The sequence below is a fragment of the Lysinibacillus sphaericus genome, from assembly GCF_006864135.1.
Taxonomy (GTDB): domain Bacteria; phylum Bacillota; class Bacilli; order Bacillales_A; family Planococcaceae; genus Lysinibacillus.
This window is the reverse complement of record NZ_SADV01000001.1, coordinates 190,054-205,405: the sequence shown is the minus strand read 5'-3', so window position 1 is coordinate 205,405 and position 15,352 is coordinate 190,054. Positions and strand designations below refer to the sequence as shown.

Below are 15,352 nucleotides of genomic sequence, written 5' to 3'. Positions count from 1 at the left end.
TAAAGAGTTGTCTCTTGCGCTGAGACAACTCTTTTTTGTATGCCGGGCAAGTCCGTCAACTAGGTGATGAAAGGATGTCCATTCGCGCAAAAAACGCCGCTAAGTTAGCGCTAGTTTACGCGCTCCGGCGAATACTATATACATTCATGTTGCGCGTAAAAAATCGTTTTTCCGAGTAAAACTATTCATAGTTTTTACAAGCGCTTAAAGTGTTATAATGACACACTTTTTACAATAAACATAAAAGTCTATAAATTTATAAAAATGCACTTGTTTTTATTTTTATAACATGATACTATTCGTGTATAAAGTTTTAAATGAATGTATAAACATACATATCTAATAGATTAATTGGAGGCGCGATTTTTATGGCGAATAAAAAAGTAGTATTAGCATATTCAGGAGGTCTTGATACTTCTGTAGCAATTCCGTGGTTAAAAGAACAAGGTTGGGACGTTATTGCAGTTTGTCTTGATGTTGGTGAAGGTAAAGACCTTGAGTTTGTAAAAAATAAAGCTCTTCAAGTAGGAGCAATTGAATCATATATGGTAGATGCGAAGGATGAATTCGCTGAAGAATATGCATTAATCTCATTACAAGCTCATACTTGGTATGAACAAAAATATCCACTAGTATCAGCACTTTCTCGTCCATTAATTTCTAAAAAACTAGTGGAAATTGCAAACCAAGTGGGTGCGGACGCAGTAGCTCATGGTTGCACAGGTAAAGGTAATGACCAAGTTCGTTTCGAAGTTTCTATTAAAGCGTTAAATCCAGACTTAGAAGTGTTAGCACCTGTACGTGAGTGGGGCTGGAGCCGTGATGAGGAAATCGAATATGCTATGAAACATGATGTACCGATTCCTGCAACATTAGATTCACCATTCTCTATCGACCAAAACTTATGGGGCCGTGCAAATGAAGCGGGCGTAATGGAAGATCCATGGGTATCTCCACCAGAAGAAGCATACGGTTTAACAGTTTCTGTGGAAAACACTCCAGATGAAGCGGAATACGTAGAAATTGAATTCGTTGCAGGTAAACCAGTATCGTTAAACGGTAACGAAATGAAGCTTGCCGATTTAATCCAAGAGCTAAACGCAGTAGCTGGAGCACATGGTGTTGGGCGTATCGATCACGTTGAAAACCGTTTAGTTGGTATTAAATCTCGTGAAGTATATGAAATTCCAGGAGCAAAAGTTCTATTAACGGCTCATAAAGAACTTGAAGACTTAACGCTTGTAAAAGAGTTAGCACACTTCAAGCCAGTCATTGAGAAAAAATTATCTGAATTAATTTATGATGGTTTATGGTTCTCTCCATTACGTGTAGCACTGGAATCATTCCTTGCTGAATCACAAAAGTTTGTGAACGGAACTGTGCGCGTGAAGCTTTACAAAGGTCATGCAATTGTGGAAGGACGAAAATCTCCAAATTCACTTTATAGTGAAAAGCTAGCAACATATTCTAAAGAAGATCAATTCAACCATGCTTCAGCAGTAGGCTTCATCGAATTATGGGGTCTGCCAACAGTGGTTAACTCTTCAGTAAATAAAAAATAATCTTTTGACAGCAGGGTGTAGTGTAGCATTAAACGCTGTACTACACCTTTTTCAAAAAGAGTTTAAGGAAAAGGTGAGCTGTTATGACAAAACTTTGGGGCGGGCGTTTCCAAAAATCAGCAGAAGCATGGGTGGACGAGTTCGGCGCATCGATTGGCTTTGACCAACAGCTTGTTCTAGAAGACCTTGAAGGTAGCGTAGCACATGTTACGATGCTTGGCGCAACAGGAATTTTACCAGCAGCTGACGTAGAGACCATTCTAGGTGGCCTTGCACAATTACAAGAAAAAGCAATCGCAGGTGAGCTTGAATTTACAGTTGCTAATGAAGATATCCACTTAAATTTGGAAAAAATGCTCATTGATTTAATTGGTCCTGTAGGTGGTAAGCTTCACACTGGCCGTAGCCGAAATGACCAAGTAGCAACGGATATGCATATTTTCTTGAAAAAACGTGTGAAGGAAACAATCGGTTTAATTGAGATATTCCAAAAGACATTGCTTGAAAAGGCTGAGGAGCATGTAGAAACAATTGCTCCAGGCTATACACATTTACAACGTGCGCAACCAATCTCATTTGCCCATCATTTGATGGCCTATTTCTGGATGTTAGAGCGTGATAAACAACGCTTCACGGAGTCGCTTAAGCGTATTGATATTCTGCCTTTAGGTGCAGGTGCCATGGCAGGTACTACTTTCCCAATCGATCGCTTAAAATCCGCGGAGCTTTTAGGCTTCAGCGAAGTTTATGCGAACTCGATGGATGCAGTAAGTGACCGTGATTTTATCGTTGAATTTTTAAGTAATTCATCATTATTAATGGCGCATTTATCTCGGTTTGCAGAGGAAATTATTTTGTGGTCGACAGATGAATTCAAATTTATCGAATTAGATGATGCCTTCTCAACAGGTTCTTCTATTATGCCACAAAAGAAAAATCCTGATATGGCGGAGTTAATCCGTGGAAAAACGGGACGCGTTTACGGTAACTTAATGGGCTTATTAACTGTTCTGAAAGGAACACCGTTAACATACAACAAAGATATGCAGGAAGATAAAGAAGGTATGTTTGATACAGTCCAGACAATTCTTGGTTCATTAAAAATCTTTGAAGGTATGATTCGCACAATGACTGTCAATACAGAGCGTTTGCACCAGGCAGTACATGCTGACTTCTCCAATGCTACGGAGCTTGCAGATTATCTAGCAACAAAGGGGATGCCTTTCCGTGAAGCACATGAAGTGACAGGAAAACTTGTATTCACATGTATTCAACAGGGCATCTACTTATTAGATTTACCACTTGCAGACATGAAAAAAGAAAGTGAGCTTATCGAAGCGGATATTTACGATGTATTATCACCTGAAGCTGCTGTTCGTCGTCGTCATTCTTTAGGAGGTACAGGATTTGATCAAGTAATTATCCAAATTGAAAAGGCAAAATCCTGTCTCTCGTAACTATAACTTAGCGTGCATGTCCTTGTGACTTTTGCATAGATATTCATTAAAGCTGTCCAGTGAGGCACTATGAAACAATATTTTCCTTTTTCGTTAGAGCCAGAGGGTGAAACGAAAAAGAGACCCTTACATAGGTGAAGGACAATACCCAATTCTGGAGACGCGGAATTGGGGTTTTTGTGTAAAGAAATAACAATGGAGAGATTGTCAATGAACGAGCGTTTTACAAAGGGGTTAGAAACAATTAAACAGTATGTGACAAAGGAAGAAGCGGCACGAATGATGGAGGCAGATGTACTAGCTGACATAGCACCAGATTTACGCAAAATGATTGTTGAATTTACCTATGGTGATGTTTATTCACGACCAGGGCTAGATGCAAAGAGCCGTGCACTTGTTGTCATTACAGCGGTAGTAACTCAAGGTGCTGCCCCACAAACAAAAACACATATTAAACGTGGTCTACATGCAGGTTTAACACAGACAGAAATTGTGGAAGCATTATTACAATTAGTACCATACATTGGTTTTCCACGTGTCCAAAATGCTTTAACCATTGCGCAACAAATTTTTAAAGAAGAAGCTTAGGAGTTTTAATTCTATAACAAGGCATATTCATAAAAATGTGCTTCACATGAATAAACATTTACGAAACGGTTCATATTAAGAACGGAATCACTTATTAATCTAAAATGATTAGGAGGATGTAGAATGAGTAGTCAAACACCCAAAGACCAGGAATCTCAGGAAAGTCCGCCACAACTGTATAGGGTGAGCTTCTAAAATCTTATGGAATCAGCGAGGCGGATATTCTGTTTTGCTGTATCTTAAGAAGAAGCAAAAACCGATACAGATCAAATCAAATAGAAATAAGTGTCCTTGGGATCCAGAATTTTTCTGGGTCCTTTTTTATTTCGCATTAAATACCTTAAAAACCTCAGAGAAAATAGCCTAATTGGTTAATCCCCAATTTAGAGAAAATTTGCCTTTTTAAGAAATCTGTATTACTCTACATATGACAGATTTCTGTTTGGTGATAAGCGATACAGATGGGAGGGGTAAAATGAATATTCATTTAGATCCAAGCAGTGAATTACAGCTCTATAAACAATTAGCGAATCAGTTAATTGAGTTGATTGCAAAGGGAAACCTAAAAAATGGTGACACTTTACCTTCAGTTCGTTCAATGGCTGCGGATTTAGGGATTAATGTCAGCACGGTTAGTAAGAGTTATCATGAACTTGAAGAAAAAGGTTTAATCGAATTAAAGCCGAAAGCAAAAGCGATCATTATCGGTGGTCAAAAAAAAGAACTGAAAGAGACGGAAGTTGAAAAAGTAGAAAATGCATTAAAACCAATTATGGCAGAGGCCATTGCACGGGGTCTCGAAAAAGAACAAATGACGAGTTTGTTTCATCGAATTTTAAAACAATGGAAGTAGGGGAAATATGCTTTTTATATTAAGCATCTTTATCTTTGTAGGTGTACTGGAAACTTTAACACCATATTTAGCGAGAAAAACAACTGTGTTTGGTGTATCTATTCCAGAACCTTATGTGCAACATCAACAATTACTTATTTTTAAAAAGCATTACAGTATGATGGTCGGGAGCATAGCAGTTGCATGTCTTATAGCTCAAATTTTACTACTGTTTACGTCCATTCAAGAAGAGCAATTTGTTTTATTATCCTTTGTTTTGCTTTATGTCGTGCTTCTCATAGCAGCTGGACTTTATATGTTTTATCATATAAAAACAAAAAAACTGAAAAAACAAGAAAATTGGGAAGCACATGTAAAAACTGTTTATGTGATGGATTTATCTTTTCGAGATCGAGATGAAGTACTTTCACCTACATTTTTCGCATTACCGATTATTATCACTTTAGCATTGATTACTTTTACCTATATGAATTACAATGCCATCCCAGATGTTTTTGCTACCCATTGGAATGCAGCAGGTGAGGTAGACGGTAGGACTGAAAAAACATGGCTAGCAGTTATTGTAATGCCACTTATTTTACTAGGGACACAAATTAGCTTTTTCATCATCAGTATCGGTATGAAAAGTGCCAAAATACAATTGAGTGCACAAGCAAAAGAGGCTTCAGCCAATCGAGAGCTTAACCAGCGTAAATATGGTAGCTGGTACTTAGCAGCGATTAATTATAGTATGACTATTGTTCTTGTTGTTTTACATTACACGACAGTTATTTTAAAAAATCAAACAGCTCCTTACTTCTTCCCGCTTTTTATTGTTTTTATGTTCGTCTCTTTAGGGGGACTTATCCTGTTAATTTGGAAGTTAAGTAACAGTAATGAGCGCTTTGATGATTTACAGACAAACGAAACAGCTGCAGCCGATGATCGATACTGGAAATGGGGGATTGTTTATCTCAATAAAAATGATCCTTCACTATTAGTGCAAAAGAAATACGGCGTTGGTTGGACTGTGAATTTAGCGAATAAATGGAGCTATATCATTTTACTTGTAATATTTTTACCAATCTTATTAGTCATTTTCGTCTAGAGGGAGAGATTTTATGAAAAAACTATTATTTTTATGTTGTGCACTTTTTTTATTAGCAGCATGCGCACAAAAGGAGGACAACACAAAAGGTAAAGAGATAAAGGAGGACAATAAAATGAATGAACAGCTAGTAGGTAAATGGGAAGGGAATATTAAAACGCCAAACGGAGCACTTCCGATTATCGTTGATTTGCAGAAAGATAGTGGGACATTATCAGTACCAGCCCAAGGATTATCCGATTATCCATTTAAAAGCATCAAATACGATGGTGATCAAGTAAGTGTTTCGATCAATTTAAATGACTCGGCTGTTGTCATTAACGGAACATTAAAAGATGGGCAAATTGCAGCAACGTTTCAACAAAGTGGTGGCAAATTCCCACTTGTCTTAAAGCCATTCAAAGAACAACCAGTTACGTATGAAACGTCCAAGATTCCTGTTAAAGATGGTGCGTTAACAGTGGCTCTTCAAAAGGCTAGCAAGGAGCCATCTCCAGTTGCACTTATTATAGCAGGCTCTGGTCCAACTGATAAGGATGGAAATTCAGCAATAGCTGGTAAAAATGATAGCTTAAAAATGATAGCGGAAGGGTTAGCAAAAGACGGTATTACTACTGTTCGCTATGATAAACGTGGACTTGGCGATAATCAGTCCCTTTTAACTAAGGAAGAGGATATTACGATTGACCAATACGTAGATGACGCAGTTCAAGTGATTAATACCCTTTTAGCCGATAAAGCGTATTTGAGTGTTCATATTATTGGACATAGCGAAGGCTCACTGATCGGTTTACTAGCAGCACAAAAAACAAAAGTAGAGTCCTTTGTTTCTATAGCAGGCTCTGGTAGACCAGCCGATGAAATTTTGTTAGAGCAATTAAAAGGTCAAATATCGCCAGAGCTTCTAAAAGAATCAACAGATGCTCTTGCATCCTTGAAAAAAGGCGAGCTAGTGAAGAACGTTTCTCCAGATTTACAGTCACTCTTCCGTTCTTCAGTTCAACCGTATATGATTTCATGGTTAAAATATAATCCTGCAAATGAGTTAGCGAAAGTAAATAGCCGAGTTTTAATTCTTCAAGGAACAACCGATTTACAAGTAGTTACAACGGATGCGGAAGCGTTAAAAAAAGGTAAGCCAGATGCTAAGCTTGTATATATGGACGGAATGAATCATGTGTTAAAAAATGCTCCAGCAGATCGTACGAAAAATGCAGCAACCTATTCAGACCCATCATTACCACTTCATAAAGAATTACTGCCAGCCATTCAGCAGTTTATTATGAATGGAAGTAGAGACTAAGCTATCCACGGTAGAAAGGTGAATACTTGCGCGAAATGGAGAAAAACTTGCGAAAAAAGTAATGCTCATAATTAGTATCTAACAAAAGGAAGTATGCTCAAATCAGAGCATACTTTTTTGGGGCTCGGGATGTTATTTGTTAAATCATTTACCATATTTTTATCGTACGATATAGTAATAACTAAGCGGATTAATCGAATTCAACAATATTTGAAAAGAAGGTTTTATTATGTATAGCATTGGGAAATTTTCAAAACTGTGTAATGTTCCTGTAAAAACGATTCGTTATTATAGCGATCTTGGGTTACTCGAACCATCCTTGATAGACGAAGTGACGGGCTATCGTTATTATGATTACGATAAAATGAAAGAACTAAATACTATACAGGTACTTAAACATTGCCAGTTTTCATTAAACGAAATTGAACAGATTATTAAAGGGAAAAGTGATAAGCAAGATTTAGAGATAAGATTAAATAAAAAAGTTCAGGAATTAGAGCACCAACAAAAAGTAATCGCTGAACAACTTTAAAATATTGTCCAAGTGAAAAATTCAATTAGGAACACTGAGACGTTTAATCCAAAGCAAAAGCCAATATTATCAAGTTGTTACATAGAAGAACGTCCAAACATACAGGTGTTTTCTATCCATGAAAAGATACATATTATAGAAATGGATAAGCTAGTACAAAAATTATTTGAACGAATATATGCGTATCAATTTGAGATAGAGGGGGCGCTTGTTGCAATTTTTCACGAAAGAGAAAGGAACCAAAATATAGCAGATGTTGAACTACTGTTACCAGTAAAAGCAATTCAACAAGAGGAGTATATTAAAGTAATAACAGAAGGCAAGTATGCTTGTATAAATGTAACGGGACCGTATTCAGAGTTACATTTTGGCTATAGTCGCTTGCAGGAATGGCTGACTGAGCAATCCCTTCAGGCAGCAGGGACATTTATGGAGCAGTACATAATAGGTTTAATCCCAACTGAGGTTGTAAATCCAATTAATATTAAACCAAATATTGAGCTACATCCAAATGATTTTTTGACAAAAGTATTTGTGAAACTAAGATACTAGCTAAACTCTCCAGTAGCTGGAGACTTTATTCTGTATTTAGCAAGGTAAGAAATGTCTTGCTACTTAAATATAGAATGGGGTATATCGATGAAAACAATATGAGATTGGACAACATCAAGCGCGAGAGTTTCAAAAGAATCCTTTTGCAAAATCGCTATTCTTTACGGAAAATTTAACTGCTGACAACGCTTATTTAGAAATGAAAACACAAATAGAGCAGTATTGCCCAGGCTTAAATAAAGAATTAGAAGGCTTTGCAGAAGGCTTTGGCTATACGCCTGAACAACTAAATTTTTATCAAAATGCATGGTTAATGCCTGGGGGATGTAGTTTAGCGGCTATTTTACCTGGAAAGATGGCAGATGGTAAAACATATGTTTTAAGAAATTATGATTTATCGCCTGATATTTCGGATATGCGCTTATGTACTACTCGTGTTGAAGGGAAATATGCTCATACAGGATTTTCAGTTTCGACATTCGGTCGAAGTGAAGGTTTAAATGAGAAGGGACTATGTATTGCATATGCATCTTGTGGCATGCCCATTGGCAAATATCCTGGAATGAGACCACCAGCAGTACCTGGATTACAGTTTATGGTTATTGTTAGAGCGCTGTTAGAAAATTGCGGAAATGTAGAAGAAGCAATTTATATGGTTAACACTATGCCAGTAGGAACGAATATGAATTTACTTATTGCTGATGCGAATGGCGATGCAGCTTTGATTGGAACATATGACGGAATAAAAGAGGTTAAACGTGCAGAACTAGATTTTCTTATTGCAACTAACCACGGACTATTTTCCACAATACAAGAAATGGAGCCTGGCAAGCTCGAGCATTCTCAATTAAGATATAATATTTTAGAGGAGAAATTTAAAGAAAGTGGAAAAAGATCTATCGATGAAATCCAAGAACTTCTTTTAACAGAGTTCCCTAAAGGATTGTCTGTCCATAATTACAAAGAAGGCTTTGGAACAGTACATTCAATTTTGTTTAACCTAACTGATTTGCAAATGGAATTTTCATTTGGCTCACCATTACAAAATCAGGTAAACAAGATAGATATTGGTGAGAGTTTTGCGAAAACACAAACATCTGTTGAATTTAAAAATAAAAGCTATGGAGCAGAGTTTTGGAAAATCATAAAATAATAAACAACAAAAAAACCATTCTTGATTTTTATTAATGTTCAACATTATAACAATTTATTTAAAAAGCTGAACTAATTCGGATTAGTTCAGCTTATATTTGTGAGGTCTTAAATTTGAGAAGGGGTAAGCGTAGATAAAAAAGAGTGGGATGGTAGTGATATTTTCTACTTTAATAACTGGTACGGTAATTTAATTATTACTGAAGCTGTTTACAATGTTTTAATTGAATCCAACACTCAAAACGTTAGGTTTATTAATTTAAGGGAATTTAGTAATGATTATAGAAGGAGTTTGAAATGAAGAGATTAATTTTTATGATAAGCCCAATAGTATTAATTGAATCTATTAATAGTGGAAACTAGTTATGTAATATAAATAGTCTTTGATATGCCACTTTTACACGGCTATACCTCTTTGACAAACTAATCAATTATGCCTCGGCATAATTGTAGTTGGTCGATTTGCTTTCGCTACCAAAACATTTTCTGGAAAAGTTAAATTTATCACTGCCGCAATTTTACGGTTGTGGTATTTTTAATGAGTAAATTACTATTTATTGCCCATTTTAAGGAAATGTTTAGATTAATTTGGAGGTTAGTGTTTTGAGGGTTTTAAAAAAGTTTCCACAGCCAAACACAATAAAAGGTCAGCTTCATCGAGCACTTGTATGGATCACTTTTATTACTGGTTTATGTATTTTTATTCCAACGCTTTATATTGAATATCGACAAACCATTCAACATCAAAATGAAAAGATGACGCATTATTTGGATGCTCAATCCTATTTTTTTGAAAGCTGGTTAGCAGAGCGATCCAGTGATATACATACAATAGCTAATTTTGATTTTGTCAAGGACTATAATTTTCAAAAATCACAAAAATTTTTTCAAGATTTTAAAGAAAAAACAAATTTCACAGACTTAATATTCGTCAATAAAGAGGGCATCGTGCAAGTTGATACAGTTACTGAATACAGTAAAAATGGTGTTAGCGTGGATGTTAATGACCGAAAGTATTTTCAAGTTGCTAAAAAAACGAAACAACCATATATAACAGATATTTTAATAAGTAAAGTTACAAAGCAGCCTATTATGGCATTTGCTTCACCGATTCTTAATGCACAGCAACAATTCAATGGTGTAGTTTTCGGCGCAGTAAATTTAGATATCATCAATCAACTGCTGCAAGAATCGAGAGTGGGTTTTTTAGGTCATGCTTATATTATAGACCAAGAAGGTACTATGCTCTCTGAATTTAACAATAAACAACAACGGTCTTCAGGAAATTATTTAGTTGATGACCATATCCTAAACGTAGCTTTAAAAAATAAAACAAGCGGCCTCGAGCTTTATAAAGACGCGAATAATAAGTGGGTTCTTGCTAAAAGTAAGCCTATAAATGGAGGGAAATGGTTTATTATATCAGAAATTGGTCTGTTAGAGGCCTATAAACCATTAATCAATAGAATTTTATGGATAACTATTTGTTTAGTAGTAGGGTCATTTTTTATGATTAAAATGATGTTACATCTCTCTAAAAAAATTGAAGAACCTATCCAGCAGCTTCTAACAGGAGTTAGAAAGGTAGAACAAGGTTTTTATGAATATCAAATAAATGACCAACAGCTGACACCATATGCGCAAGAATTTCAGGAGCTTTGTGCGTCCTTCAATGAAATGAGCGACAAAGTAAGAAAAGATACTATTTTACTGAAAGAATTATCGATTACCTGTCAGCTGACGAAGCTGTATAATCGTCGTTATTTGATTGAGCAGGGGGAGCTTGCTTTTCAGAAATGTTTAGAAGAACAACACCATTGTTCATGTATAGCGATTGACATTGATTTTTTCAAAAAGGTTAATGATACCTATGGACATTTAATCGGTGATGAAGTGCTAAAGCATGTCGCAAACATCATTACAAATTCTGTGCGAAGAATCGATATTGTTACAAGGTATGGGGGAGAGGAGTTTGTCATTTTATCTCCAAATACTATGCTAGAGAGTGCAGTGAAAATTGCGGAAAGAGTCCGGCAACATGTTGAAGATCATCCTTATATTGCGGATTTTGAGATCAATGTGACAGTGAGTATTGGCATCGCAGGATACGGTGATTCTGAAAATATTTCAACATTTTACGAGCTACTTGACAAGGCGGATCAAGCACTTTATATTGCAAAGGAAAGCGGTCGAAACCAACTTAGAGTATGTGATAAAACAGGTATAGTTGATACAAGGCAAATGCTTTAACTTCTTTAAGCGGGATGTCACGGAATCGAAAAGGAGTTCAATAAAGGGTGTTAGCTTAAAATAATCGCATTCATGTGATAAAGGTTAACTGACCTGCATCAGTGTCTTTTTCACAGGCGGTTGCTAATAATGTTATCCTCGAAATAAACGTCTCGGCATACAACCGTATGCTGAGTGAATTCTAGACTAATGTTAAAGCACAGATTCTCAATTTGAGCCTGGGCTTTTTCATCATTAGGATATTTATCCATAAATTTATGGAATCAAGTGCTTTTTACGGTTCTCAAAGAAAGTGTACTTTTAATTTGTTTCGTCGATAGAATATTTTTGGAAAACTTCATTTTTAAATTTCTCAGCTTCTGATGATTTCTTATCTCCATTATATAAAGAATCCGTATTATCCAGGCTAAATTTCCCTAAATTGTTATTAATTATTGCGTACTGTCCCATTGAGTTTTGTTTTAAAAACAAAATGTAAGAACTTTTTTCCTTGAGTTCCTCATAATGATTGGTTACTAACTTTCTCTTACCTACACTTCGGTCTACAATTCCAACGGGTTCAATAATACTGATAGTATTATTGTTTGCAAGATTAAAGTCGCTAGATGCTTTAATAACTTTATCAATTTGGACTTCTGTTAAAGTATAATAGTCTTGAATCGTACCGTCATCAAAGTAGGATACCTTGTGTTCACGGTCCATAAACTCATCAGATGGAGATGCGATAATAATGAGATCTGCAGCAGCATCCAGTTCATCAGGAGTTTCAAAAGTAATTTCGTTTGCGTCTACTTGAACCACTGGCGTTATTTTTTTCTTCCCCATTATTAAAAACAAAGATAATAAGATTATGAGTGTAACAACTGTTAGTGTGATGACGCGTTTTGAAGAAGTGTTCAACATACTAAAACCTCCTTAATTTCCCCATTTCTTAATTAACTCTTTCTTATCATCGAATTGTGGACTAATACTTTGAATACCTCTAAGACCAATCTTAGCATGAAAATGGATCGAACCAAAAAATATGGTTCCACCAATTGATTTCCAGGAATTGTTAAATAAAATAATTTCTGAGGGCCCTTTAAAAACGGAAATTCAGCAACTTTTACAGAGAAAAATGGCAGGTGATGAACTAAATATGGAGCCGCGAATTGACAGTATCAATGAATATTTAGATAAAGAAATACTGCATATTGAGACATACTGTAAAAATCTTCATGTTAAAGTCGATGATCCTACACAAAAATTAGATGCGTTATTTAGAAGTACATTGCAAGAAGTTTGGGGATAATGGAGATGGGAAATTGAATAATTATTAATTGTAAGGTCATACTAAAAAAGGTTTCACTTATAAAGTCTATATTGATGAGGAGGATGGCAAATGAGTAGGTTCGAACAATTAGACCCAAAATCTCAGAAAATCCACCGCAACTGGTCAAGGATTAAACGCTCAAAATCTCAAGTAAATGGTGAAACGGAGATTACCCTCCATAACCGTATCTTGAGAAGTGAAGCAAAAGCCCGTCAGTTTTAATCAGCTAGAAAAGTAAGTGTCATCAAGCCCAGAAAATATTCTGGGTTTTTTATTTTCTTGAAATTGTAAATTTATCCAACTATTATTTATATATAGTCTTTAACACAAATAAAGAGGGAGTCATTTCTATTATGAAGATAACGTCCTATACTAATACGGTTAATTTTCTCCAATCTAAACTAAGGGTGTAAATTCTCAAACAGTAAAAAGAACAGGATGCTGTAACAATTGGTGCGTAATCATGTAAGTTATTTGATAACCAAATTCAACTGCAAGATATATTCCAGAAGAGATTGCTCAAAAAATTGCTTTGATTTTCAAGGATGAAGGAAATTAATTTTTGTTAAAAGTGAGGAACAACAGACTATTCGTGTGGAACAGCAGGCCGATTTGACGAAGAGATTGAACTTAATGTTCTTGTTATAATTATTCTGTATATTCAAACAAATGAAAAGCTTGTCAATAGTTTAAACGGAGCGAGTCAGCAAGTACTTGATGCTACATACTCAACAAAATATTAAAAGAATCACCTAAGAAGACATCGTAAGTATAAAAGGAGAGTGGATTAATGACAGAAAATATCAAAATTAGGGTTGCTTCTCAAGAAGATGCTGAAGCCTTGTTGGAAATTCAGAAAGAAGTTTTAGCAGAAGAAACTTACTTAATCACGACAATAGATGAATTTCAGCGAACGGTTGATGAGCAAAGAGAATGGATACAAGCGAAAATAACAAATGAACGAGAAACAATTTTTATCGCACAATATCAAGGGAAAATAGTTGGGTGGCTTGTATTTCAATCGCCGCAAAGAAAACGATTAGCACATACAGGTACATTTGGTATGATGGTACTTAATAAATATCGTGGTCTAGGGATTGGCAAACGCTTAATCGAAAAGCTACTAGAATGGGCAGAGCACAACCCTTATATCGAAAAAATTAGTCTTGGTGTATTTTCAACGAACGAAAGGGCTATTGCGCTCTATAAAAAGATGGGATTTGTTGAAGAAGGAAGAAAAATAAATGAAATTAAGCTACAAGACAATGAATATATAGATGATATTTTAATGTACAAGATAGTAGTAAAAATTTGAAGGGAAATCCTTACATGAAAAAATATAATTTCACACAAAAATTGGCTAACCAAATTACTAATTCTCAATCGATAGATGCTTTTTATAGGAAAATCATGAAAACAGAGGAGCCTACAAATATTGGCTTCATGTATATAGAGCCTGGTGGTGTCGTTGGGATGCATAAGGCGCCTGTACCGCAGTTATTTATTGTAATTCAAGGTGAAGGATGGGTTTGTGGTGAGGATCAAGAGAAAGTATTTATAAAAACTGGAGAAGGTGTTCTTTGGCAAACAGGCGAAGCACATGAATCTGGCAGTAATTCAGGGTTAACAGCACTTGTCATCCAATCAGAGCAAATCAATCTAGCAAAAGATGACATAAAAAATGTGTAACGGGGTAAGTTAAAGCTCCGTTACACTAAGTTATATTTAACCCTAGTTTAACTGTTTTTAATAAATGACCATCAAATAGCTCATCAAACTCCTCCAATTTCTTGAAGCCCTTCGCTTGATAAAAGTTCATGCCCTTTGTGTTTTCCTTTTCTACACAAACTAAAAGTGATGTTAAATCTGGAAGCATTTTGATCCCTTCCTGTAATAGGGCTGTACCAATTCCTTTGCCCTGAATTTCTGGAAGTAAATAGATGGAGTAAAGTGTTGCTTCACCCTCTACAACATTTGAAAAATTTGCAAAGCCTACTAGTGATTCTTCAAGTATAGCAACTAAAAATAGACGTTTTTCTAAACGACTTAGTAATCGATCACTACTATAAGCAGCTTGTAAAAAACGATTTTGAATCTCAATTGGGATAATTCCCTTGTATGTTTGATGCCAACTCTTTTTGGCAATTTCTTGTACAGAAATGATGTCATTCTTTTGCATATGCCGTATAATTGATATCAATACTTTTCACCTGCAATTCCAATTTTTCTATTTATTGTAACATTAAATGACGCGAAAGGAGATGACTTCATGCAAGTTGTTGAAAAGGCATTTGGCTATATTACGAGAGAGCATGAGGGTCAGTTACAAGTGCTAGTATTTGAGCAAAATACAGAAGGAGCAGGAATTCAAATTCCTAAAGGCACGGTAGAGGAATGGGAAACGCCGTTAGAGGCAGTAACACGAGAGATGTTTGAGGAGACAGGTTTATCCTTTTTAGAAGTAAAGGGGTTAATTGCCCAGGATTATTTTAATCATCATTCAGGGCTATTACAAAAACGCTATTTTTATCATTTAACGACAAATGAACAACGAGATTCCTGGAAGCATTGTCCGACAGGTGTAAATGAGGTAGGTTTAGAATTTTCATTTTATTGGATAACAGATGAACAAGAAGTAATTTTGGCTAAGGGACATGGAGATTATTTATATAGAGTGTTGGCTCGTGTGAACAACTGATTGTTA

The 15,352-nt window shown here is 35.6% G+C and carries 17 protein-coding genes; 15 read left to right on the top strand and 2 right to left on the bottom strand.

The annotated features are described in order from the left end of the window. Positions 1-368 precede the first annotated feature (368 nt). From C7Y47_RS00950 to C7Y47_RS00910, 10 genes are all read left to right on the top strand, one after another. On the top strand, positions 369-1,562 hold the full coding sequence (locus tag C7Y47_RS00950) for an argininosuccinate synthase (RefSeq protein ID WP_142507052.1): 1,194 nt from the start codon (positions 369-371) through the stop codon (positions 1,560-1,562). Positions 1,563-1,645: 83 nt separating this feature from the next. Continuing rightward, entirely contained in the window at positions 1,646-3,019 is a 1,374-nt protein-coding gene (gene argH, locus C7Y47_RS00945) for an argininosuccinate lyase (protein WP_142507051.1), read from the top strand. A gap of 210 nt (positions 3,020-3,229) precedes the next feature. Continuing rightward, a complete protein-coding gene (locus C7Y47_RS00940; protein WP_142507050.1) occupies positions 3,230-3,607 on the top strand; it encodes a carboxymuconolactone decarboxylase family protein in 378 nt (125 codons plus the stop codon). A 475-nt stretch (positions 3,608-4,082) separates the two neighbouring features. After that, the gene (locus C7Y47_RS00935; protein WP_142507049.1) at positions 4,083-4,460 is read left to right on the top strand and encodes a GntR family transcriptional regulator; all 378 of its coding nucleotides are present in this window, start codon (positions 4,083-4,085) and stop codon (positions 4,458-4,460) included. A 7-nt stretch (positions 4,461-4,467) separates the two neighbouring features. Beyond that, positions 4,468-5,547 (top strand): DUF1648 domain-containing protein, encoded by a 1,080-nt coding sequence (locus tag C7Y47_RS00930; protein ID WP_142507048.1) that lies wholly within the window; start codon positions 4,468-4,470, stop codon positions 5,545-5,547. Between the two features lie 13 nt (positions 5,548-5,560). Continuing rightward, positions 5,561-6,850 (top strand): alpha/beta hydrolase, encoded by a 1,290-nt coding sequence (locus C7Y47_RS00925; RefSeq protein WP_142507047.1) that lies wholly within the window; start codon positions 5,561-5,563, stop codon positions 6,848-6,850. Between the two features lie 229 nt (positions 6,851-7,079). Then, positions 7,080-7,382: a MerR family transcriptional regulator gene (locus C7Y47_RS25355; RefSeq protein ID WP_255504957.1), complete on the top strand. Its 303-nt coding sequence runs from the start codon at positions 7,080-7,082 to the stop codon at positions 7,380-7,382. A gap of 12 nt (positions 7,383-7,394) precedes the next feature. Beyond that, complete coding sequence (locus C7Y47_RS25350) at positions 7,395-7,934, top strand: GyrI-like domain-containing protein (RefSeq protein ID WP_255504956.1); 540 nt, start codon at positions 7,395-7,397, stop codon at positions 7,932-7,934. A 103-nt stretch (positions 7,935-8,037) separates the two neighbouring features. Beyond that, a complete protein-coding gene (locus tag C7Y47_RS00915; protein ID WP_142507046.1) occupies positions 8,038-9,087 on the top strand; it encodes a C45 family autoproteolytic acyltransferase/hydolase in 1,050 nt (349 codons plus the stop codon). 602 nt (positions 9,088-9,689) lie between these two features. After that, positions 9,690-11,336 carry a sensor domain-containing diguanylate cyclase gene (locus C7Y47_RS00910; RefSeq protein ID WP_142507045.1) on the top strand — a complete coding sequence of 549 codons (1,647 nt, stop codon included), beginning with the start codon at positions 9,690-9,692 and terminating at the stop codon, positions 11,334-11,336. A gap of 300 nt (positions 11,337-11,636) precedes the next feature. Here C7Y47_RS00910 and C7Y47_RS00905 read toward each other — a convergent pair whose 3' ends face one another. Continuing rightward, positions 11,637-12,239 carry a hypothetical protein gene (locus C7Y47_RS00905; protein ID WP_142507044.1) on the bottom strand — a complete coding sequence of 201 codons (603 nt, stop codon included), beginning with the start codon at positions 12,237-12,239 and terminating at the stop codon, positions 11,637-11,639. A gap of 106 nt (positions 12,240-12,345) precedes the next feature. Between C7Y47_RS00905 and C7Y47_RS00900 the strand changes: the two genes are divergently transcribed. From C7Y47_RS00900 to C7Y47_RS00885, 4 genes are all read left to right on the top strand, one after another. Beyond that, complete coding sequence (locus tag C7Y47_RS00900; RefSeq protein ID WP_255504980.1) at positions 12,346-12,627, top strand: DNA polymerase beta superfamily protein; 282 nt, start codon at positions 12,346-12,348, stop codon at positions 12,625-12,627. A gap of 90 nt (positions 12,628-12,717) precedes the next feature. Beyond that, positions 12,718-12,870 carry a YpzG family protein gene (locus C7Y47_RS00895; protein WP_082172689.1) on the top strand — a complete coding sequence of 51 codons (153 nt, stop codon included), beginning with the start codon at positions 12,718-12,720 and terminating at the stop codon, positions 12,868-12,870. A 568-nt stretch (positions 12,871-13,438) separates the two neighbouring features. Further along, entirely contained in the window at positions 13,439-13,963 is a 525-nt protein-coding gene (locus C7Y47_RS00890; RefSeq protein WP_142507042.1) for a GNAT family N-acetyltransferase, read from the top strand. A 14-nt stretch (positions 13,964-13,977) separates the two neighbouring features. Beyond that, a complete protein-coding gene (locus C7Y47_RS00885) occupies positions 13,978-14,337 on the top strand; it encodes a cupin domain-containing protein (RefSeq protein ID WP_142507041.1) in 360 nt (119 codons plus the stop codon). Between the two features lie 25 nt (positions 14,338-14,362). Here the strand turns inward: C7Y47_RS00885 and C7Y47_RS00880 are convergent, their stop codons facing one another. Continuing rightward, a complete protein-coding gene (locus C7Y47_RS00880) occupies positions 14,363-14,827 on the bottom strand; it encodes a GNAT family N-acetyltransferase (RefSeq protein WP_142507285.1) in 465 nt (154 codons plus the stop codon). A gap of 90 nt (positions 14,828-14,917) precedes the next feature. Here C7Y47_RS00880 and C7Y47_RS00875 point away from each other — a divergent pair, with 90 nt between their 5' ends. Continuing rightward, positions 14,918-15,346, top strand: coding sequence for an NUDIX hydrolase (locus C7Y47_RS00875; RefSeq protein ID WP_142507040.1), 429 nt, complete (start codon positions 14,918-14,920; stop codon positions 15,344-15,346). Positions 15,347-15,352: the final 6 nt, after the last annotated feature.